The sequence below is a fragment of the Thiococcus pfennigii genome (assembly GCF_016583835.1).
Lineage (GTDB): Bacteria > Pseudomonadota > Gammaproteobacteria > Chromatiales > Chromatiaceae > Thiococcus > Thiococcus pfennigii.
Map to the genome: position 1 here is coordinate 44,032 of NZ_NRRW01000001.1, position 21,191 is coordinate 65,222.

Annotated in this window: 14 protein-coding genes; 9 read left to right on the forward strand and 5 right to left on the reverse strand. The window is 69.1% G+C overall.

From position 1 onward, the window contains the following. Nucleotides 1–536 precede the first annotated feature (536 nt). The 5 genes from CKO41_RS00205 to CKO41_RS00225 all read left to right on the forward strand — a co-directional run bounded on the left by CKO41_RS00205 (nt 537) and on the right by CKO41_RS00225 (nt 6,526). A complete protein-coding gene (locus CKO41_RS00205; RefSeq protein WP_200248915.1) occupies nt 537–1,772 on the forward strand; it encodes a DEAD/DEAH box helicase in 1,236 nt (411 codons plus the stop codon). A gap of 331 nt (nt 1,773–2,103) precedes the next feature. Beyond that, the gene (gene rbp / locus CKO41_RS00210) at nt 2,104–2,388 is read left to right on the forward strand and encodes an RNA-binding regulator (protein ID WP_200248893.1); all 285 of its coding nucleotides are present in this window, start codon (nt 2,104–2,106) and stop codon (nt 2,386–2,388) included. A gap of 267 nt (nt 2,389–2,655) precedes the next feature. Beyond that, complete coding sequence (locus tag CKO41_RS00215) at nt 2,656–4,377, forward strand: proline--tRNA ligase (protein WP_200248890.1); 1,722 nt, start codon at nt 2,656–2,658, stop codon at nt 4,375–4,377. Nucleotides 4,378–4,454: 77 nt separating this feature from the next. Beyond that, on the forward strand, nt 4,455–4,970 hold the full coding sequence (gene fabA / locus CKO41_RS00220; protein ID WP_200248887.1) for a 3-hydroxyacyl-[acyl-carrier-protein] dehydratase FabA: 516 nt from the start codon (nt 4,455–4,457) through the stop codon (nt 4,968–4,970). A gap of 269 nt (nt 4,971–5,239) precedes the next feature. Then, entirely contained in the window at nt 5,240–6,526 is a 1,287-nt protein-coding gene (locus CKO41_RS00225; RefSeq protein WP_200248869.1) for a CNNM domain-containing protein, read from the forward strand. A 24-nt stretch (nt 6,527–6,550) separates the two neighbouring features. Here CKO41_RS00225 and CKO41_RS00230 read toward each other — a convergent pair whose 3' ends face one another. Further along, on the reverse strand, nt 6,551–7,492 hold the full coding sequence (locus CKO41_RS00230; protein ID WP_242463836.1) for a universal stress protein: 942 nt from the start codon (nt 7,490–7,492) through the stop codon (nt 6,551–6,553). Nucleotides 7,493–7,529: 37 nt separating this feature from the next. Then, on the reverse strand, nt 7,530–9,233 hold the full coding sequence (locus tag CKO41_RS00235) for a cation:proton antiporter domain-containing protein (RefSeq protein WP_200380919.1): 1,704 nt from the start codon (nt 9,231–9,233) through the stop codon (nt 7,530–7,532). Between the two features lie 108 nt (nt 9,234–9,341). On the opposite strand from CKO41_RS00235, the gene CKO41_RS00240 reads away from it, so the two are divergent. Next, complete coding sequence (locus CKO41_RS00240; protein WP_200380920.1) at nt 9,342–10,427, forward strand: PA0069 family radical SAM protein; 1,086 nt, start codon at nt 9,342–9,344, stop codon at nt 10,425–10,427. Between the two features lie 297 nt (nt 10,428–10,724). Here the strand turns inward: CKO41_RS00240 and CKO41_RS00245 are convergent, their stop codons facing one another. After that, entirely contained in the window at nt 10,725–11,189 is a 465-nt protein-coding gene (locus CKO41_RS00245) for a rhodanese-like domain-containing protein (protein ID WP_242463837.1), read from the reverse strand. Nucleotides 11,190–11,710: 521 nt separating this feature from the next. Between CKO41_RS00245 and CKO41_RS00250 the strand changes: the two genes are divergently transcribed. Next, complete coding sequence (locus CKO41_RS00250) at nt 11,711–13,168, forward strand: helicase HerA-like domain-containing protein (RefSeq protein WP_200380921.1); 1,458 nt, start codon at nt 11,711–11,713, stop codon at nt 13,166–13,168. 83 nt (nt 13,169–13,251) lie between these two features. After that, nucleotides 13,252–14,208, forward strand: coding sequence for a DUF808 domain-containing protein (locus CKO41_RS00255; protein ID WP_200248849.1), 957 nt, complete (start codon nt 13,252–13,254; stop codon nt 14,206–14,208). A gap of 80 nt (nt 14,209–14,288) precedes the next feature. Here CKO41_RS00255 and CKO41_RS00260 read toward each other — a convergent pair whose 3' ends face one another. Both CKO41_RS00260 and CKO41_RS00265 read right to left on the reverse strand, forming a co-directional pair. Beyond that, nucleotides 14,289–17,402: an efflux RND transporter permease subunit gene (locus CKO41_RS00260; RefSeq protein WP_200380922.1), complete on the reverse strand. Its 3,114-nt coding sequence runs from the start codon at nt 17,400–17,402 to the stop codon at nt 14,289–14,291. Beyond that, on the reverse strand, nt 17,399–18,457 hold the full coding sequence (locus CKO41_RS00265; protein WP_200248843.1) for an efflux RND transporter periplasmic adaptor subunit: 1,059 nt from the start codon (nt 18,455–18,457) through the stop codon (nt 17,399–17,401). The genes CKO41_RS00260 and CKO41_RS00265 overlap by 4 nt, the downstream gene beginning before the upstream one ends. A 507-nt stretch (nt 18,458–18,964) precedes the next feature. Here CKO41_RS00265 and pta point away from each other — a divergent pair. Further along, nucleotides 18,965–21,067 (forward strand): phosphate acetyltransferase, encoded by a 2,103-nt coding sequence (gene pta, locus CKO41_RS00270; protein ID WP_200380923.1) that lies wholly within the window; start codon nt 18,965–18,967, stop codon nt 21,065–21,067. Nucleotides 21,068–21,191 lie beyond the last annotated feature (124 nt).

Here is a 21,191-nt window from a genome sequence, read left to right on the forward strand (position 1 = left end):
CGGGGCCGGGGGATTGCGGTCGCCTTCCCCTGGGGTCCTGCTGAGCCTGACGTGCTTCACCCGCATCCACGGGGTCGATCCGCGGGCCCGCACGGCCGCGTCCAGCCCGGCGTGCGCAACCTCCCGAGCGGCGCTGTTGCGACTACCGCCAGTCGCCGAGGCGATCCTGGTCAACGCGAGCGGCTGCGGGGCCTTCGTCGCGGAGGACGGCGCGCCTGGGCGCGGCCAAGGCCGCCGCACTGCCCGCCGAGGAACCGGGGCCGATCCCCACGGCCAATGTCGGCAGCCAGCCGCGACTCGCAGCGGGTACCGAGACACGAGTCGTCCACTGGCTCGAGCGGCTGGCGCCGCCCGAAAAATCGCTTTTCAACGGTGCCTGGCTTGTATATGATCCAGGCCCAGATCGCGCCTTACGGTCGGCGCATCGTTCCGCGGCTGATTACCCTTCCCAGGCTCATCCCCGAAACACTCCAATAACGATCAACGAGCCTAGACCGGCCCAGAACAGACCTGGGTAGGCCGACCCAGGAGCATTCATGTCTTTCGATTCTCTGTGTCTCATGGACGAATTGCGGCGCGCGATCGCGGCGCAAGGCTATACCACCCCGACCCCGATTCAGGCCCAGGCGATCCCGGCGGTCCTCGCCGGCCGCGACGTGCTCGCCGGCGCCCAGACCGGCACCGGCAAGACCGCCGCCTTCACGCTGCCGATGCTGCAACGGCTCTGCGATGGCCAGACCGGCCGCAACCGGCCGCGCGCCCTCGTTCTGACGCCGACGCGCGAGCTCGCCGCCCAGGTCGGTGAGAGCATCTCGACCTATGGCCGGCACCTGCCGCTGCGCGCAACCATCATCTTCGGCGGCGTCGGCATCCAGCCGCAGATCGACCGGCTGCGCCGCGGCGTCGACATCGTCGTCGCGACACCCGGGCGATTGCTCGACCACGTCGGCCAACGCACGCTGGACCTCTCCGGCATCGAGATCCTGGTCCTCGACGAGGCCGACCGGATGCTCGACATGGGCTTCATCCACGACATCCGTCGGATCCTCAAGCTGCTGCCGAGCGCGCGCCAGAGCCTGCTGTTCTCGGCCACCTATTCCGATGAGATCGAGCAACTCGCCAACGGCCTGCTGCGCGATCCGGTGACGATCGCCGTCGCCCGGCGCAACACGGCCGCCGAACGGGTCTCGCAACTGGTCCATCCGGTCGCCAAGGAGCGCAAGCGCGAGCTGCTCTCGCACCTGATCCACAGTCAGGGCTGGGGGCAGGTGTTGGTCTTCACCCGCACCAAGCACGGCGCCAATCGGCTCACCGACCAACTGATCCGCGACGGCATCGCCGCCGCCGCGATCCACGGCAACAAGAGCCAGACCGCCCGCACCAACGCGCTCGCCGGCTTCAAGCGCGGCGCGGTCCGTGCGCTGGTGGCGACCGATATCGCCGCCCGCGGCCTGGACATCGATCAGCTGCCCTACGTGGTCAACTTCGAGCTGCCGAACGTCCCGGAGGACTATGTCCACCGCATCGGCCGCACTGGGCGGGCCGGCAGCGCCGGGGCCGCCTTCTCGCTGGTCAGCCCGGAGGAGCGCAAGCTGCTGGTCGACATCGAACGCCTGCTCAAGCGCGAGATCCCCTCGGCCTCGGTCGACGGCTTCGAGGCGCCGGCGATGCCGGTGGCGACCGTCCCCGCGCCCTCCGCCCCGTCGCGCCGCCGCTCCCGCGGCCGTCCGCGCACCGCGGCGACGCAGCAGCCCCGCAACGCGACGCGCTGACCCGCGTGCGCCCCGCACCCAATTCCCGATAAAACGTGGCGATTACGGACGACCTCAGGCACAATCGGGACCGAACCGTCGGCCAAGGGATCCTTGTCGGCTCGGTCGGCCTGGTTCGAGGTCCGATATCGAGGCCGTTGCGCAGGCCGCGCGAGGCGGCGTCGGCCCTCGCTGTCGCCCTGGAGCGGCGCGCCACACGCATTGTTCGCTGCAACGAGATCCGCGCCTTCCCGATGGCTCGGGACGGCGGCAAACGCTCGCCTAATTCGTGCATTGATTACGCGATCGTTCCTTTCCCAACAATGCACAGCCCGCAATAGAGATCGACGAGATGAATATCTACGTAGGAAACCTGGCTTACGGAGTCACTGAAGACGAGTTGCGCGAGGCGTTCGGCGCCTTCGGTGAAATCAGCAGCGTCAGCGTGATCACGGACAAGTTCACCGGCCAGTCAAAGGGCTTCGGCTTCGTCGAGATGCCCAACAACAGCGAGGCCGATGCGGCCATCAAGGCGCTCAACGAGACCTCGCTGAAGGGCCGCAACATCAAGGTCAACGAGGCTCGCCCGCGCGCCGAGCGGCCGCCGCGCAGCGGTGGCGGCGGCCGCCGTTTCTGAACGCCGATCGTGGGATCCCCCTCCCCCGGGGATCCCACCTGAAGGCGCACGACGCAGTCCCGGGCGACTGATGCGTGCCCGACGGCGTCGCCGACCGATCGGCTCCCGTTTCCATCGTTTCGCCGATCCGACCGCCGGCAGCCTCGGCTGCCGGCGCTGGGTTGTCACCGGGGCGGTCCGCGCCGCCCCGGCCGTCCGTACCCGCCCGCTTGTCCTCGTCATCTCCTCCCGCTAGACTCCAAAATTTTCCGTCGCCCAGACACGAGCATGCGCGCCTCCCAATTCCCGCTCCAGACCCTCAAGGAGACCCCCGCCGACGCGGAGGTCGTCAGTCACCAGCTGATGTTGCGCGCGGGGCTGATCCGCCGCCTCGCCGCCGGCCTCTATACCTGGCTGCCGCTGGGCCTGCGGGTGCTGCGCAAGGTCGAGCGCATCGTGCGCGAGGAGATGGACCGCGCCGGGGCGCTCGAGGTCCTGATGCCGGCGGTCCAGCCCGCCGAGCTGTGGCAGGAGTCCGGCCGCTGGGACCAATATGGCCCGGAGCTGCTGCGGCTGCGCGACCGCCACCAGCGGGACTTCTGCTTCGGCCCGACGCACGAGGAGATCATCACGGATCTCGCCCGCAACGAGCTGCGCAGCTACAAGCAACTGCCGGTCAATTTCTATCAGATCCAGACCAAGTTCCGCGACGAGATCCGGCCGCGCTTCGGCGTCATGCGCGCCCGCGAGTTCCTGATGAAGGATGCCTACTCCTTCCATCTCGACGAGGCCTCGCTCGGCGAGACCTACCAGGCGATGTTCGACACCTATTGCCGCATCTTCCGCCGTTGCGGCCTCGATTTCCGCCCGGTCCAGGCCGATACCGGCAGCATCGGCGGGCACAGCTCCCACGAATTCCACGTCCTCGCCGCCTCCGGCGAGGACGCCATCGCCTTCTCCGATGCGAGCGACTACGCGGCCAACATCGAACTCGCCGAGGCGCTGGCGCCGAGCGCGGCCTGCCCGCCGCCCGGCGAGACGTCGCGCCTGGTCGACACCCCGAACGCGCACACGATCGCCGACCTGGTCGAGCAGTTCGGCCAGCCGATCGAGCGTACCGTCAAGACGCTGGTGGTCGCCGCCTCCGAGGCCGTCGATGCCGATCTGGTCGCCCTCCTCGTGCGCGGCGACCACGAGCTCAACGCGGTCAAGGCGGTCAAGCTACCGGAGGTCGCCGAGCCGCTGCGCTTCGCGAGCGAGGCCGAGATCCGCGCCGCGATCGGCGCCAGCCCCGGCTCGCTCGGACCACGCGGGCTGGCGATCCCGGTCATCGCCGACCGCGCCGTCGCCGTCATCGCCGACTTCAGCGCCGGCGCCAACGAGGACGGCAAACACTGGTTCGGCCTCAACTGGGGGCGCGACCTGCCGTTGCCGCCGGTCGCGGACCTGCGCAACGTCGTCGCTGGCGATCCGAGCCCCGACGGCCACGGCCAGCTGACGATCGCCCGCGGCATCGAGGTCGGCCACATCTTCCAGCTCGGGCGCAAGTACAGCGCGGCGATGAAGGCGACCGTCCTCGGCGAGGACGGCAAGGCCGCGACCCTGACGATGGGTTGTTACGGCATCGGCGTCTCGCGGGTCGTCGCCGCCGCGATCGAGCAGCACCACGACGAGCGCGGCATCTGCTGGCCGGCGCCGATCGCGCCCTTCGCCGTCGCGCTGCTGCCGATGAAGTGGGACAAGTCCTACCGCGTGCGCGAGACGACCGAGCGGCTCTATGCCGACCTCCAGGCGGCCGGCATCGAGGTCCTGCTCGATGATCGCGACGCGCGCCCGGGCGTCATGTTCGCCGACATGGAGCTGATCGGCCTCCCCCACCGGATCGTCGTCGGCGACAAGGGCCTCGATGCGGGGGCCGTCGAGTACAAGGGCCGGCGCGACAGCGACTCGCGGCTGATCCCGCTGGCCGAGGTCGTCGCCTTCCTCCGCGAGCGGCTCGCCGCGCACTGACTCATCCCCATACCGGGATTCCAGTGCCGGGCGACACTCGCCCGGCCCCACCCTCGAGACCCCAGGACAGACAACGCATGAGCCGAGTGGAAGCCTTCGATCGAGAGCAACTGCTGCAATGTGGCCGTGGCGAGATGTTCGGGCCCGGCAATGCCCAATTGCCGACGCCCAACATGCTGATGCTCGATCGCATCCTCAAGATCACCGACAGCGGCGGCGCCTTCGACAAGGGCGAGATCCTCGCCGAGCTCGATGTCAAGCCGGACCTCTGGTTCTTCTCCTGCCACTTCCCCGGCGATCCTGTGATGCCCGGCTGTCTCGGCCTCGACGCCCTCTGGCAGCTGGTCGGCTTCTGGCTCGCCTGGATCGGCAACCCCGGCCATGGCCGGGCGCTCGGCGTCGGCGAGGTCAAGTTCACCGGCCAGGTCCTGCCCACGGCCAAGAAGGTCACCTACAAGATCGACATGAAGCGGGTCATCACCCGCAAGCTGGTCCTCGGCATCGGCGACGGCACCGTCGAGGTCGACGGCCGCGAGATCTACACCGCCAAGGATCTGCGCGTCGGCCTCTTCATCTCGACCGAAGGTTTCTGAACCGGCCGGCCGAAATCCGCTGACCCCGGGCCGCCCACCGGCGGCCCGCTGGCCATGCCCGACCTGGGCGCGGCCGGGTCGGCACGCGGGATGACAATGCGCGGTGTCCGACCGGCGTGGCACCGCCCGACTCCGGCCCCGCGCCGCGTCCAACGCGTGTCACAGACCTTCTGGCCAAGTCTTGCATCGCCGACCAGGTCCGCCGCCTGCCGTTCGCCGCGCCGTCGGCCCAGGGGCGGCGCCCGGGGCGAGACCAACAGGTGTCCGCCGTGACCGAGCCCCCGCTTGCCGCGCTCTTCTTCTCGCTGTTCTTGCTGCTCGTCCTCTCGGCCTTCTTCTCCGGATCCGAGACGGCCCTGATGACGATCAACCGCTACCGCCTGCGCCACCTGGCCGATCGCGGGCACCGCGGTGCGCGCCTGGCCCAGGCCCTGCTCGAGCGTCCGGACCGGCTTATCGGACTGATCCTGCTCGGCAACAACTTCGTCAATATCCTCGCCTCGTCGCTCGCCACCCTCATCGCGCTACGTATCGGCGGCGACAATGCGATCGCGATCGCCGCGGGGCTGCTGACGCTGGTGATCCTGATCTTCTCGGAGGTCACGCCCAAGACCCTCGCGGCCCTGCACCCGGAACGCCTCGCCTACCCCGCGGCCTACGTCTATACCCCGTTGATCCGCTTCTTCTCGCCGCTGGTCTGGTCGGTCAGCATGATCGCCAACAACCTGTTGCGGCTCCTCGGGGTCGAGCCGGTCGGGGCGCCGAACCAGACCCTGAGCCGCGAGGAGTTGCGCACCGTCGTCAGCGAGGCGGGGGCCATGATCCCCGAGCGCAGCCGCGACATGCTGCTCGCGATCCTGGACCTGGAGGGGGCGACGGTCGAGGACATCATGATCCCGCGCCACGAGGTCGAGGGCATCGACCTTCAAGATCCCGAGGAGGACGTCATGCGCACGCTGCGCAATGCCGGCTACTCGCGCCTGCCGGTCTTCGACGGCGGGGTCGACAACGTCGTCGGCCTGCTGCACATGCGCCACGTCCTGAGCCTGATGCGCGAGCGCGAAGACTTCACGCGCGAGCAGCTGCGCGAGATCTGTCACCGGCCCTACTTCGTCCCCGAAGGGACGCGCCTCTATCAGCAGCTGATCAACTTCCAGCGCGAGCGCCAGCGCGTCGCGCTGGTCGTCGACGAGTACGGCGACTTCCTCGGGCTCATCACGCTCACCGACCTGCTCGAGGAGATCGTCGGCGAGTTCACGACCGACCCGGCCGACAACATTCCGGAGATCGTCCGCCACCCGGACGGCAGCATCCTGATCGACTGCGGCATCAGCGTGCGCGACCTCAACCGGGTGCTGCGCTGGAAGCTGCCGACCCAGGGACCGAAGACCCTCAACGGCCTGATCTTGGAGTACCTGGAGACGATCCCAGAGACAGGTACCAGTCTCAAGCTGCACGGCCATGTCATCGAGATCATCCAGACCGGCGACAACGCGGTGAAGATGGTCCGGTACGTCAATCGCCCAACGCGCAAGCCGAAGGCCGAGGCGACCTGAACACCACCGCTCGCGACCTGGCCGTCAGGCGACCGGCGAGACGAAGCCGGGCGGCTTGATCGCGAGGACAGAGCAGGTCAGCTGCTCGAGGATCGCCTCGGCCGTGTTACCGATAAACAGCCCGGCGACCCCGGTGCGCGAGAGGGTCCCCATCACGACCAGGTCCGCCTGGAGCTGCCGCGCGAGGTCGGGGATGACCAGGCTCGCCGGGCCGCGGCAGAGGTGGAGTTGCGGCACGAGATACGCGAAGGCCTCGGCGCCGATCAACCCCCGCAATCGCTCGCCGAGCCGGTCCAGGCCATCCTGATGGTAGCGCCGCTCCCCCTCGACGTAGGCCGGTCCATCGACGTGCGGATTTTCGCTCCAGGTCCGCACGAAGCGTTCCTCCGGCACGTCCCAGGCATGGGCGAGGTGCAGCTCGGCGAAGTCCGACAGCGCGAGCGATCCGGCCAGCTCGAGGATGCGGCGATTGAGCGGCGCGAGTTCGGCCTCGGGGGTCGGCGGTTCGATATCGACGGCCGCCAGGATGCGGGCGTAGTTGGGGCGCTCGCCCGGCTTCGTCAGCCACACCGGGCAGGGACACTTGCGCAGCAGGTGCATGTCGTCGGAGCCGAACAGGCGGTCGAGGAAGCTTGGATCCTCGGCCGCCTTGATCACCAGGTCGTGCCCCTCGCGCAGCACGGCACGGATGACCTCCAAAAAGCCGGTGCCGACCAGCACCGCGTGGCGGATCTCGATCCGTTGCCGATAGGGTTCGGTCAGGCGCGCGAGGATCCGCCGGGCGTCGCCCGTCACCGCCGGGTCTGGGGCCGCACCGGCGCTACCCGCCGGGACCACCGGCAGCAACGCGGCGACCGTGAGCCGCGCCTGATTGTTCTCGGCGAGCGAGACCGCCCGCGCAAGGACCAACCCGTCACGGACGGGCGATCCGATCACACAGAGGATATCGGCGAATCGCTTCATCATCTCGCTGCCTCGGTCGTTCGCACGCCCACAGCCTACCTCAGCCATCCCTTTCGGGCTCGAGGACCGCACGGTACTGCCAATCCCGCACGCCCTGGATGGTCAGTTCGATATCCTCGCTCGGGATGCGAAGCATCTCCAGGGCCATCGCGCCGAGCCGCAGACTCGCCTCGATCGCCTCTGGGTAGGCATGCGTCGCCCCGGCCTCGCTCAGACGCGAGCTCGCCTCGAGGTCGCGCGCCCGGGCGATGACCGGCACCTGCGGGCAGTGGCGACCCAGGAAGGAGACGGCCCGCAGGGCCGTAGCCGGCCGATCGGTCGTGATAATCACCAGGGCCGCCCGTTCGACTTGGATCGCCGTCAGCAGTTCTGAATCGGCGATGTCGCCGTAGAGGACCTGATGGCCGTCGGCGCGGCCCTGTAGCACCCGCTTCGGGTCCGTGTCGAAGGCCACGAAGGATACGCCGCTATTGCGCAGCAGGACCGCGATCGTGTGCCCGACGCGGCCGTAGCCGCCGATCACTACCTGCGCCTCGGGCGACTCGGCGAGTGCGCTCGGCGGGTCCGCCGCCTCGACGCGGGGTCCGGCGAAGCGCGCCGCGATGGCCCGGTTGAAGCGGATCAACGCCGCCCCGCCGATCAACGAGAAGAGGATCGCGGCGAGCGCGATCTGGCCGAGCGCTTCGTCGATCACGCCGGCCCCGAGACCGAGCGCCAGGAGCGCGAAGCCGAACTCGCCGCCGACCGCGACGAGCAGCGCGGTGCGCCAGGCGACCAGGGGCTCGATGCCGCTGCGTCGCACCATCAGCCCGACGATCAGCACCTTGCTGACCAGGATCAGCAGGGCCCCGGCCAGCGCCCAATGCCAGATCCGCGGCAGCGCGCTCGGGTCGAACAGCATCCCGATGCCGATGAAGAAGAGGCCGAGCAGGACGTCGCGGAAGGGCCGGATGCTCGACTCCACCTGGTGACGGAACTCGGTCTCCCCGAGCATCATCCCAGCGAGAAAGGCCCCGAACGCCAATGACAGGCCCAGGCTGCTCGTCGACCAGGCGGCGAGCAGCGCGACCAACAGGACCGCCAGCGTGAAGACCTCGGGGGAACGCCGCTTGGCGACCAGGTGAAAGAGTGGGCGCAGGAGTCGACGCCCGACGAAGAAGACGATGACGAAGGCCAGCACCGCCTTGGCAATCGCCGCGCCGAGCGCGCCGGCCAGCAGGTCGGGGGCGAGCGCCACGCCCAAGACGGGGATGACGACCAGAAAGGGCACCGCGGTGACGTCCTGGAAGACCGACATCGCCAGGCCGAGCCGCCCGTGCGGGCTGTTCTCCTCGCCCTGCTCGGCCAACTGGCTGCCGATGATCGTCGTCGAGGACTGGGCGAAGGCCGCACCGAGGACGAAGGCCGCCGCCCCCGGCAGGCCGACGAGCCACAGGATCAGCGCGACGACGGCCGTCGTCAACACCACCTGGGCCGTGCCCAGCCAGAGGACCTGGTGGCGCAGCGCATGGAGCTGGGGGATCGAGAAGTTCAGCCCGATCGTGAAGAGCAGGAAGACGACCCCGAACTCGGCCAGGGCGCTGAGCTCCGGCATGTGGATGGTCGGTCCGATCGTGTGCGGCCCCAGGATCACGCCGACCAACAGATAACCGAGGCTGGTCGGTACATGCAGGCGCTGGAACGCGATCACGACCGTCAGGGCGACGGCAAGCAGCACGAGGATCTGCGCGAGCTGGTCCATCATGGATAGACTCTATCTCCGGATCGGGCCACCCCGACGTCGGATCGGGCTCGCGGCCAACAAATGGAAACGTGACTGGCGATGGTGGAGCAGGTTCAGCGAGGCAAGACGATGGCGCAAGACCCAGCGCAACGATCACCGCACCGCGGTGCCCTTTCGAACCCCGACGGACGCTATGCCGAGCACCGCCGGGAGACGGTCGACGACGGCTGGTGGCAAGCATCGGAGGAGCCGTTGCGCACGACCGTAGAGGTCGACGCCAGCCGCCGGGTGATCAGCTACAACGCCTCGCCCGATATCCCGTTCGACCGCGCCGTCAATCCGTACCGCGGCTGCGAGCACGGTTGCCTCTACTGCTACGCCCGGCCCTCGCACGCCTGGCTCGGCCTCTCGCCTGGTCTGGACTTCGAGACCCGGCTGTTCTACAAGCCGGACGCCGCGACCCAACTCGCTCGCGAGTTGGCGGCACCCGGCTATCGCCCGGCCCCGCTGGCGCTCGGCTCCAACACGGACCCCTATCAGCCGCTCGAGCGACGCCTCGGCCTCACCCGGGCGGTCCTCGAGGTCCTGCACGACTGGCGCCACCCGGCCTTCATCACGACCAAGTCGGCCCTAGTGCTGCGCGACCTCGAGCGCCTCGCGGCGATGGCCCGGGAGAACCTGATCGCGGTGCGGGTCTCGCTCGCGACGCTCGACGCCGAACTCGCCCGGCGATTGGAGCCGCGCGCCGCCTCGCCGACGCGGCGCCTCGCGACGATCGAGGCCCTGGCCGAGGCCGGTGTGCCGGTCGGCGTCCTCGTCTCGCCGGTGATCCCGGGCCTCACCGACGTCGACCTGGAGCGAATCCTCGCACGGGCCGCCGAGGCCGGGGCGAGGATGGCGTGCAGCCAGCTGATCCGCTTGCCGCACGAGCTGAAAGACCTGTTCCAGGAATGGCTCCAGGCACACTATCCGGACCGTGCGGCCAAGGTCCTGGACCTGATCCGCCAATGCCGCGGCGGCCGGCTCAACGACCCGCGTTTCGGCCACCGTCACAGCGGCAGCGGGCCGATCGCCGCGCTAATCGCGCAGCGCTTCGCGCTCGCTGCCCGCCGCGCCGGCCTGGGGACGGATGGCGGTGCCTGGCACCTCGACAGCCGCCGCTTCAGCCCACCGGGCCGCCCCATCCAGCGCTCGCTGTTCGAGGCCCCGACATGAGGCCTAAAAAGGGCAGTTGACCGCTTCATCATGGAAGGAAGTCGGTCGGAACCGTGGCGAGGCGCTATAGGGGTATGGGTCCTGCTCGCCCGCTCGGTGAAGGCCGCTACGACGGCCGACGCAGGTCGCGCGCAACGCCCGGTGGCGTTACAAGTCGTGGCAATAGCCTGGCTATTGCGCCTCCTCGTGCCTGACCGGGCACCCCGCGCGGCGCACCTCGGGCACCGTCCAACGGCCGCTTTTGGGTTGAAGAATTCAAGGTCCCCATGACGCGCGAGCGGACGACTGTCCAGACGATCAGCAGCTGCGGCAGTCCTCGACCGGCAGGCCGCGTTCCAGCCAGCCCGGTCCGGCCCCGCTGCCGGCCATGCCCTCGCGGACGTTATAGACCTCGGTGAAACCGTTCTCCAGCAGGAGCCGCTGGACATTGCCGCTGCGATTACCGGTACGGCAGATGAGGGCGATCGGCGTATCCATATTGCCACCGACCTGCTCCAGGAGCTTTTCGATGAACTCCTCGCCGCCGCGCGACTGGATCATGTTGAGTTCGAGGGCACCAGCACCGACCCCGGTGCGGCGCCACTCACCCGGCGTGCGGACATCGACGATGATCAGCTCGCCGCGCTGCGCCCTCTCCAGCGCCTCCGGGGCCGAGAGTTCGGGGCCCGACGGGGCCTCGGGACCACAGCCGGCCAGCAACAGGATAGTCGCCAGCGCCACGACGGGCAGGGGCATCGACCGGAAACGACATCTCTTTTTCATCGACAGCTCCAAACAGCCATTGGGTTGGTTCGTATTGATTCGGACACGCTCCGCAGCGTTGCCGGAGCGGCGAGCCGATCGGGTCGGATGCCCGGCCGGCGATCCGCCTCCCGGGGGTTGCCGGGTCGGCCGAGATCCAGCCGAAGGCCATCGCGCCCAGGCCCGTGGGGCCCGTTCGGACCTCAGCCGCGTCGCGGAGACCGATAGAGGCAACGGCCTAAAATAACGCGAAGGCCGCCGCGATGGAAACGGCACACCGCGCGCACATGCGGGCCGACTCCAGGAGATCTCCGAAGATGGCCATCCCGGCGATTCTTCGACGACGCGAGGCGAAGATGCGATCTTCGCCTCGCCTCCCTGTCAGCCTCTCAGACAACCGAACATGGTGGGGGCTGCTGGCCCCGTCCGGGCGCCTCGAATCTTCCAAGGTGCCCTCCAAGCACGCCGGGCGGCCTTTGCCACGACGGTTCGAGACAGTACCATAGCCCGCATCCCCTCCCATGCCGGAAGGATCCTCGCGAATGCCCAATCCCATACTCGTCGGCCGCGGCGTGCACTCGGTCCACCTGTTGCCTGGCATGGCCAACCGCCACGGGTTGATCGCCGGCGCCACCGGCACCGGCAAGACGGTCACCCTCCAGCGGCTCGCCGAGTCCTTCAGCCGCTGCGGCGTGCCGGTCTTCGTCACCGATATCAAGGGCGATCTGGCCGGGCTCAGCCAGCCCGGGGGGGACAACCGGCGGGTCGCCGAGCGGGTCCGCGAACTCGGCCTGGAGGGGTTCGAATACGCCGGCTGCCCGGTGACCTTTTGGGACATCTTCGCCGAGCAGGGTCACCCGGTACGCACGACCGTCTCGGAGATGGGCCCCTTGCTGCTCGGGCGCCTGCTGCGGCTTAACGAGGTCCAGGAGGGCGTCCTCGATGTCGCCTTTCGAGTCGCCGACGAAAACGGCTGGCTGCTGCTCGACCTGAAGGACCTGCGCGCGATGCTCGTACACGTCGCCGAGCAGGCCGGCGCCCTGCGCGCCACCCACGGCAATGTCTCCGCGGCCAGCATCGGCGCGATCCAACGCCGCCTGCTGAGTCTCGAGCAGCAGGGCGGGAGCAGCCTGTTCGGCGAGCCAGCGCTCGACATCCACGACCTCATCCAGACCGACGCGGCCGGTCGCGGTCTCGTCAACGTGCTCGCCGCCGACCGACTGATGCACACCCCGGCCGTCTACGGCGCCTTCCTGCTGTGGCTGCTCTCGGAACTCTTCGAACAGCTCCCAGAGGTCGGCGATCTGGATCGGCCGCGGCTGGTCTTGTTCTTCGACGAGGCCCACCTGCTGTTCGACGATGCCCCCAAGGTGCTGCTGGAGAAGATCGAACAGGTCGTGCGCCTGATCCGCTCCAAAGGGGTCGGCGTCTACTTCGTCAGCCAAAACCCGCTGGACCTGCCCGATACGGTCCTCGGCCAGCTCGGCAACCGCGTCCAGCATGCGCTGCGCGCCTACACGCCTCGCGAGCAGAAGGCGGTGCGCGCCGCGGCCCAGACCTTCCGGCCCAACCCCGCGCTCGATGTCGAACGGGTCATCGGGGAGTTGGGCGTCGGTGAGGCGCTCGTCTCGACCCTCGACGCCGACGGCATCCCGACCATGGTCGAGCGGATCCTGATCGCCCCGCCGGGCGGGCGCATCGGCCCCATCACCGCCGCCGAGCGGCAGGCGATCCTCGGCGACTCGTTGGTCGCCGGCGTCTACGAGCGGGCCATCGACCGTGTCTCGGCCTATGAGATCCTGCGGGAGATGGCCGCACAGAGCGCCGCGACCGTCGATGCAGCGTCGACGGACCCGCGCGCAGCGCGCCCGCGCGGCCCGCGGCGAGGCACGATGGAGGCCATGGCCACGAGCGCGGCGCGGGCCATCGGCACCCAACTCGGTCGGCAGATCGTCCGGGGCGTCCTGGGGTCCCTGTTCGGCGGCACGCGGCGGCGCTGAGCGGGCGAGGTCTCCCCCCGCCCGCGCGCCCCCGGGCCGGCCTACTGCCATCCCATTTCCGATAGCCCAACCAGGAGCCAGCGATGGCCGGCACCAGCCTCTTTGCCCTGATCGACGACATCGCGACCGTCCTCGACGACATCTCGGCGATGACCAAGGTCGCGGCGCGCAAGACCGCCGGGGTCCTCGGCGATGACCTGGCGCTCAACGCCCAGCAGGTGGTCGGGGTGCTGGCGGAGCGCGAGTTGCCGGTGGTCTGGGCGGTCGCCGTCGGCTCCCTGAAGAACAAGGCGATCCTGATCCCGGCCGCGCTCCTGATCAGCGCCGTCGCGCCCTGGGCGATCCTGCCGCTGCTGATGCTCGGCGGCGGCTTCCTCTGCTACGAGGGGTTCGAGAAGCTCGCCCACCGCTACCTCCACCCGCCGGAGGAGGCGGCTCGCGAGCACGCTCAGCTGACTGCGGCCCTCCTCGATCCGGGCCAGAGCATGGCCGACCTCGAGCGGCAGAAGATCCGGGGCGCGATCCGGACCGATTTCGTGCTCTCGGCCGAGGTCATCGTCATCACGCTCGGCGTCGTCGCCGAGACCAGCCTCGCGACCCAGCTCGCCGTCCTCGTCGGCGTCGGCCTGCTGATGACGGTTGGCGTCTACGGGCTGGTCGGCGGCATCGTCAAGCTCGACGACCTCGGTCTCTACCTGGGGCGCCGCCCTGGCACCGGCCGCGGCGCGCGCCTGCTCCGTGGCCTCGGCCGGCGGCTCATCGACGCCGCGCCGCTGTTGATGAAGGGCCTGGCGGTCATCGGCACGGCCGCGATGTTCCTCGTCGGCGGCGGGATCCTCGTCCACGGCCTTCCCGGTGCCGAGCACCTGTTGCACAGCCTGGTCGAGGCGGCGCGCGGCGTCCCGGCGATTGGCCTCGTGCTCGCGGCGCTCGTCGGCCCACTGGCGAACGCGGTCGTCGGCATCCTGGCTGGGGCCCTGATCCTGGCCCTGGTCACGGCCGCAGAACGGGCAGGCCGCCTTTGGCGTAAAGGCGGCTGAGACGCGCCGAGACCGCAAGGGACAGGACAGCCCGAGGATCCGGCCGCAGTCCTCGGCGCCATCGACCCTGTGCTCCCTGCTCAGGTGGCCTCTCGGTCGGCCGTCGCCTCCTCGGCGAGGAGCCGGCGCTTGACGTCCCCGGGCGAGCCCGTGCCCCGCGCGAGCAGGTCGTAGGCGACCGGGACCACGAACAGCGTGAACAGGGTCGCGGCCAGCACCCCGGACAAGATCACAGTGCCGATCACCATGCGCGTCTCGGCGCCGGCCCCTTGCGAGAGGATCAACGGCATCGCGCCGGCGGCCGTCGTGATGCCGGTCATCACGATCGGGCGCAGACGCACGTCGGCCGCCTCGAACAGGGCATCGCGGAAGGCGCGGCCCTGATCGCGCAACTGGTTCGCGAACTCGACGATCAGGATGCCGTTCTTGGCCGCCAACCCCACCAGCATGATGAGGCCGATTTGGCTGTAGAGGTTCATCGTCTGGCCGGTCAGCCAGAGGCCGAGCAGGGCCCCGGCCATCGCGAGCGGCACCGTGAGCATGATGACCAGCGGATGGATCCAGCTCTCGAACTGGGCGGCGAGGACCAGGTAGACGACGACGACCCCGAGCAGGAAGACGAACAGCACCCCGCCAGCGCTGTCGCGGAAGTCCATCGACAGGCCCTTGTAGTCGACCTGGGCCTGCTCCGGGAGATGCTCGGCGACGAGGCGCTCTAAGTAGTCCAGGGCCTCGCCGAGGGCGAGATCGTCGGCCAGGTTGGCCTCGATCGTGATCGCCCGCATCCGATTGTAGCGATTGAGGCTCGCCGAGTCGGCCACCTCGGTGACCGTGACGAGGTTGGCGAGCGGGATCAGCTCGCCGCTGCGCTGCGAGCGGACATAGAGGTTCTCGAGGCTGGCTGGCGTGCGCTGAGCGGCCCGCTCGCCCTCGAGGATCACGTCGTACTCTTCGCCGGCGTCGATGTAGGTCGTCACCCGCCGCGAGCCGAGCATGGTCTCCAGCGTGCGCCCAATCGTGCTGACGCTGACGCCGAGGTCGGCCGCGCGGTCATAGTCGATCGCCACGCGCAGCTGGGGCTTGGTCTCCTTGTAGTCCCAATCGATGCCGGTCAGGCCCGGGTTGTCCTCCTCGATCCTGGCGAGCAGGATGTCGCGCCAGGCCGCCAGCTCCTCGTAGGTGCCACCGCCGAGGACGAACTGCACGGGCTTCTGGATGCGCGCGCCGAACCCTTGGCGCATCACCGGAAAGGCCTTGACGCCCGGCAGGCCGGCGAGCGAGGCGCGCACCTCTTCCATGATCGCCCAGCCCGAGCGGCGCTGCGCAAAGTCGTTGAGGACGACGACGACCATGCCGGTGTTGAAGATGGCGCTGTTGCCGAACGAGCGCGGCGCGCGCACCAGGACCCGGATCGCCTCGCCGCTCTCGGCATAGGGCAGCAGGCGCCGTTCGATCTCGTCCATGTACTGCGACATGTACTGGAACGACGCCCCTTCGGGGCCATTGACGAGGACGAAGAAGGCGCCGCGGTCCTCCTTCGGTGCGTACTCCTGTGGGATGGCATCGAAGAGCCACAGGGCGCCGGCCAGGGTCGCCGCGAACAAAAGGCCGATCAGCCATTTCTGGGACAGAAACAGCCCGAGCAGGGCGCGGTAGCCGCGTCGCACCCAGCCGAAGCCGCGATCGACTCGCTCGCTCAGGCCACCGCCGTGGGCCGGCGCCAAGACCTTGGAGGCGAGCATCGGCGAGAGGGTCAGCGCGACCAGCGTCGAGAAGCCGACCGCCGCGACCATCGTCAGCGCAAACTCGGCGAACAGGCGCCCGACATCGCCCTGGAGGAACGCGATCGGCACGAAGACGGCCGCCAACACCAGGCTCGTCGCGATGACGGCGAAGCCGACTTGGCGGGTACCGCGAAAGGCCGCGACCAGACGGGTCTCGCCGTACTCTCCCATGCGCCGGTGGATGTTCTCCAATACGACGATCGAATCGTCGACGACGAGGCCGATCGCGAGTACCAGGGCCAGCAGCGTCAGGATATTGACCGAGAAGCCCAAGAACAGCAGGACCGTGAAGGTCGCCACCAACGAGACCGGCACCGTCACCGCCGGCACCAGGGTCGCGCGCCCCGAGCCGAGGAATAGGAAGATGACGAGGATGACGAGGCCGATCGCGATCGTCAGGGTCTTATAGACCTCCTGGATCGCCCCCTTGACGAACACCGAGGTGTCGTAGCTCTGCTTGAGCTCCATGCCCTCGGGCAGCATCGCATTGACCCGCTCCATCTCGGCCTTCGCCGCCTCGGCGACCGCGATCGTATTGGCCGTCGACTGCTTGATGATGCCGATCCCGACCATCGGCACCCCGTTGCCGCGGAAGAAGGTCCGGTCTTCGTCGGTGCCCCGCTCGACGCGCGCGACGTCACCGAGGCGGACCAGGTAGCCACCGGCGCCGCGGGCGAGGACCAGACGCGCGAAATCCTCGGCCGTGTGGAAGGCCCGGTCGACGCGCACGCTGAACTGCCGCGTGAGCGACTCGACGCTGCCGGCCGGCAGCTCGACGTTCTCGGCGCGCAGCGCCGCCTCGACGTCGGCGACCGTCAGACCGCGCGCAGCCAGCTCGGTGCGATCGAGCCAGATGCGCATCGCGAAGCTCTGCCCGCCCCCGGCCCGTACCCGAGCGACGCCGTCGAGCACCGAGAAGCGGTCGACGAGGTAGCGGCGCGCGTAGTCGGTGAGTTCGGGCACCGTCATCCGGTCGCTGACCAGGTTCAGCCACATGATGACGTCTTCGTTGCTGTCGACCTTCTGGATATCCGGCGGCTCGGCCTCGTCCGGCAGTTCATCGAGGGCACCGGATACGCGGTCGCGGATGTCGTTCGCGGCCCCGTCGATGTCGCGCGTGACATCGAAGCGGATGGTGATGGCCGAGCGCCCGTCCTCGCTCACCGACTCGATGCTCTCGATGCCCTCGACCCCCGAGATGCGGTCCTCGATCACCCGGGTGATGCGTGTCTCGACGACGTTGGCCGCCGCCCCGGGGTAGACGGTGTCGACCGAGACGACCGGCGGGTCGATGTCGGGATACTCGCGCAGCGGCAGGCGATCCCAGGCGACCAGCCCGAAGGCGACGAGGAGCAGCGACAGGACGCTGGCGAAGACCGGCCGGGTGACGGCGACGTCGGACAGAATCACTGCCCGGCCTCCAACATCTCGCGCAGCGTCCTCGTGCCATCATCGACGGCCAGGACCCGCACGGTCTGGCCCGGACGGACCTTGTCCTGGCCTTGGCTGATGACCCGCTCGCCGACGGCCACCCCGTCGCGGATCTCGACGACCCCCGGCAAGCGCGCGCCGATCTCGACGCGGCGCCGCTCCACGACATGCTCAGCGCTGAGGGCGAAGACGAAGTGCTCGCGCCCGGCCTGCACCAGGGCCGCCTCCGGAATGACGGGCGCCTCGCGCTCGTTGCGCTTGAGCTCGACGCGCATCAGCACGCCGGGGCGCAGGCGACGCTCGGGATTGGGGAGGATCGCGCGCACCTGGATCGAGCGTGTGACCGGATCGACGCGGCTGTCGATGCCGCGGATCGCGCCGGTGAAGACCTCGTCGCCGAAGGCGCGGGCGCGGGCCTCGATCGCCATCCCGGGGGCGAGCGTCGTCAGATAGACGCTCGGCACCGCGAAGTCGAGCTTCATGACGCTGTCGTCATCGATCGTCGTGATCAGGTCGCCCGGCGTCACCAGCGCGCCGAGGCTGATATCGCGGAGCCCGACCACACCGTCGAACGGCGCCTCGATGACACGGTCGGCGAGTCGCGCGCGGATCGCGACGACGAGCGCCCGGGTCGTCTCGACATCGCGGCGGCGCTCGTCGAGCATCGATTCGGAGGCCGAGCGCTGGGCCACCAACGACTTGACCCGCTCGAACTGGCGTTCGGCCTCGCCCAGGCGGGCGATGGCCTCGTCGAGCAGGGCCTGCTGCTCGGCGCTGTTCATCTCCACCAGGACCTGGCCGCGCGTGACCCGTTCGCCATCGTCGAAGTGGATCGCCGAGATCACCTCGGTGACATTGGCCGTGATCGTGACCGCCTCGTTGGCCTTCAGCGTCCCAAGCGCCTCGACGCGATCGGCCAGCGGCCGCGACACGGCCTCGGCGACGATCACCGCCGGCCCCTCGGGCGGCGGGTCGGCATGGAGCGTAGCAGGCAGGATCAGGAGCGAGAGGGTCAAGACGAGGAGACGCACCATGGGGATCGACTCGGCTGGGCGGAAGGCACTTTATACAGGAGGGCCTGGGTGTTGTCGCGGCGCGGGGGAATGCCGTCGCGCCGCTGCCCATCGTGGGCCGGGCATCTCTTCGAGAGGACCGCCAGCGACGGCGAAACGTTCCGCCAGATGGCCTTGATCATAACTCCGACCATCCCCGGGGACGGTCCCGTCACCCCGACCCGATCAAGAGCCCGCACCGGCGGGGTCCGCTGTGCGGACCAACGGCGCCTTGGTCAGACTTATGGTCGACGCCCGCCAGATGCACTGCGCCCGACCGCGACCCCAGGGCCGACTGGTCGTGCTGTAGACCATGCGGCGTGCCCCGGGAGCACGCCGCGAAGTCGCCCTCATACGGCTCGCCCGGTTCGTGCAGGCCACATCGACGGACCGACATCGGAGTTTGGTAAGATCGCCCCCTTTTCGGCGGTCGTGCCGGCGGCGCGCGGGGCGGCCGGCCGGGCGACACACCCATCGACAGAGAGAGACATGCAGAGCATCTATATCGCCGGCGCCAGCGCCGGCAGCGGCAAATCGGTCGTAGTCCTGGGCTTCATGGAGATGCTCTCGTCGGTCAACCGGCGAGTCGGCTTCTTCCGTCCGGTGCTCTCCACCGCACCCGCCGACGACAGCCTGATCGCGCTGATCCGCGAACGCTACGATCTGCCCTTCGCCGAGGAGATGCTCTACGGGTGCACCGCCGAGACGGCCCGCCAACTGATGAGCGGCGGCCACTACGACGAACTGCTGAAGCTGATCATCCACAAGTTCAAGATGCTCGAGGAGAAGTGCGACCTGGTCGTCTGCGCCGGCACGGACTTCAGCGGCATCTCCCCGTCGCTCGAATTCGATGTGAATGCCGATCTGGCCAACAACCTCGGCTGCGCGATCGTCGCCGTCGTCCGGGGCTTTCACCGCACGCCTGGGGAGACCCTCGATGCGGTGCGAATGGTCCACGAGTCGCTGATCGATCGCGGTAGCGAGTTGGTGGCGACCGTCGTCAACGGCATCGCCCCGGAGCATCGCGAACTGGTGCTGGGCCGCGCCCGCAGCCTGCTGCCGCGAAGCGAGAGCGTCTACGTCCTGCCCGCGCAGCCAGCGCTGAGTAGCCCGACGGTCGGCGAGGTCCAGAAGGCGCTCAGCGCCGAGTGCCTCTACGGCGATGCCGACGCCCTGACCCAGGTCGTGTCCAACTTCAAGATCGCCGCGATGGAGATCCCGGACTTCCTCGACTATGTCGAGGATGGCAGCCTGATCATCACCCCCGGCGACCGTTCCGACATCATCCTGGCGGCGCTCGCTGCCGACGTCTCGACCGCCTTCCCGCGCGTCGCCGGGCTGTTGCTGACCGGCGGTCTGCCGCTCGCGAGGAACCTCGAGCGCCTGATCGAGGGCCTGCGCCGCACCAAGGTCGCGATCCTGCGGGTCTCGAGCGATACCTTCGCGACGACGCTCGATGTGAGCCGCATCGAGCCGACGATCCTCGCCGAGGACGGCCGCAAGGTGGCCGCCGCGCTCGGCCTGTTCGAGGCCAACGTCGCGATCGCCGATCTGCGCGAGCGCCTCGCCGTGCATCACTCGGATCGGCTGACGCCGCTAATGTTCGAATACGAGTTGGTGCGCTGGGCCAAGGCGAGCCGCCAGCGGATCGTGCTGCCCGAGGGCACCGACGAGCGGATCCTACGCGCCGCCGAGATCCTGTCGCTGCGCGACGTCGTCGACCTGGTCTTGCTCGGCGACCCGGAGAAGATCTCCCGACGCATCGGCGAGTTCGGCCTGACCCTGGATAAGGTGCGCATCATCGACCCGGCGACGGCCCCGGAGCGCGAGAAGTACGCCCGCACCTACTTCGAGCTGCGCAAGCACAAGGGCATCTCCGAGCAGATGGCCCATGATCTGATGGAGGACGTGAGCTACTTCGGCACCGCGATGGTCCACCACGGCGATGCGGACGGGATGGTCTCGGGCGCCGTGCACACGACGCAGCACACGATCCGCCCGGCCTTCGAGATGATCAAGACCCGTCCAGGCGTACACCTGGTCTCGAGCGTCTTCTTCATGTGCCTGGCCGACCGGGTACTGGTCTACGGCGACTGTGCCGTCAACCCTAACCCCAACGCCGAGCAACTGGCCGATATCGCGATCACCTCGGCGACGACGGCGGCGACCTTCGGCATCGAGCCGCGCATCGCGATGCTCTCCTACTCGACCGGCACCTCGGGCAAGGGCGAGGACGTCGAGCGGGTGCGCGAGGCCGTGCGGATCGCCCGCGAGCGCCGCCCGGACCTCAAGCTCGACGGCCCGATCCAGTACGATGCGGCCGTCGATGCCAGCGTCGCCCGTTCGAAGATGCCCGACAGCCAGGTGGCCGGGCAGGCGACCGTCTTCATCTTCCCCGACCTCAACACGGGCAACAACACCTACAAGGCGGTCCAGCGCAGCGCCGGGGCCGTCGCGATCGGCCCGGTGCTCCAGGGCCTCAACAAGCCGGTCAACGACTTGAGCCGCGGCTGCACCGTCGCCGACATCGTCAACACCGTCGTGATCACCGCAGTGCAGGCCCAAAACGGTCGCCGACAGGCCGGCGCGTAACCAGCCCGTCGGTCGGGACGCGGCGGAGCGCCGGCGCAGCGGTTAGAATCCGGGCTGGTCGGCGGCCGCGGCGATCCACCCGAGCGCCCGGAGGCCCGCGGAGATCCTCGTAGGCCCGGCGCCG

Excerpts from the sequence above, each read along its gene's own strand:
- CKO41_RS00205 (WP_200248915.1), top strand. The coding sequence starts at position 537 with ATGTCTTTCGATTCTCTGTGTCTCATGGACGAATTGCGGCGCGCGATC.
- CKO41_RS00250 (WP_200380921.1), top strand. The coding sequence starts at position 11,711 with ATGCCCAATCCCATACTCGTCGGCCGCGGCGTGCACTCGGTCCACCTG.
- CKO41_RS00245 (WP_242463837.1), bottom strand. The coding sequence starts at position 11,189 with ATGAAAAAGAGATGTCGTTTCCGGTCGATGCCCCTGCCCGTCGTGGCG.
- CKO41_RS00265 (WP_200248843.1), bottom strand. The coding sequence starts at position 18,457 with ATGGTGCGTCTCCTCGTCTTGACCCTCTCGCTCCTGATCCTGCCTGCT.
- CKO41_RS00240 (WP_200380920.1), top strand. The coding sequence starts at position 9,342 with ATGGCGCAAGACCCAGCGCAACGATCACCGCACCGCGGTGCCCTTTCG.
- CKO41_RS00215 (WP_200248890.1), top strand. The coding sequence starts at position 2,656 with ATGCGCGCCTCCCAATTCCCGCTCCAGACCCTCAAGGAGACCCCCGCC.
- fabA (WP_200248887.1), top strand. The coding sequence starts at position 4,455 with ATGAGCCGAGTGGAAGCCTTCGATCGAGAGCAACTGCTGCAATGTGGC.
- rbp (WP_200248893.1), top strand. The coding sequence starts at position 2,104 with ATGAATATCTACGTAGGAAACCTGGCTTACGGAGTCACTGAAGACGAG.
- CKO41_RS00230 (WP_242463836.1), bottom strand. The coding sequence starts at position 7,492 with ATGATGAAGCGATTCGCCGATATCCTCTGTGTGATCGGATCGCCCGTC.
- CKO41_RS00235 (WP_200380919.1), bottom strand. The coding sequence starts at position 9,233 with ATGATGGACCAGCTCGCGCAGATCCTCGTGCTGCTTGCCGTCGCCCTG.
- pta (WP_200380923.1), top strand. The coding sequence starts at position 18,965 with ATGCAGAGCATCTATATCGCCGGCGCCAGCGCCGGCAGCGGCAAATCG.
- CKO41_RS00255 (WP_200248849.1), top strand. The coding sequence starts at position 13,252 with ATGGCCGGCACCAGCCTCTTTGCCCTGATCGACGACATCGCGACCGTC.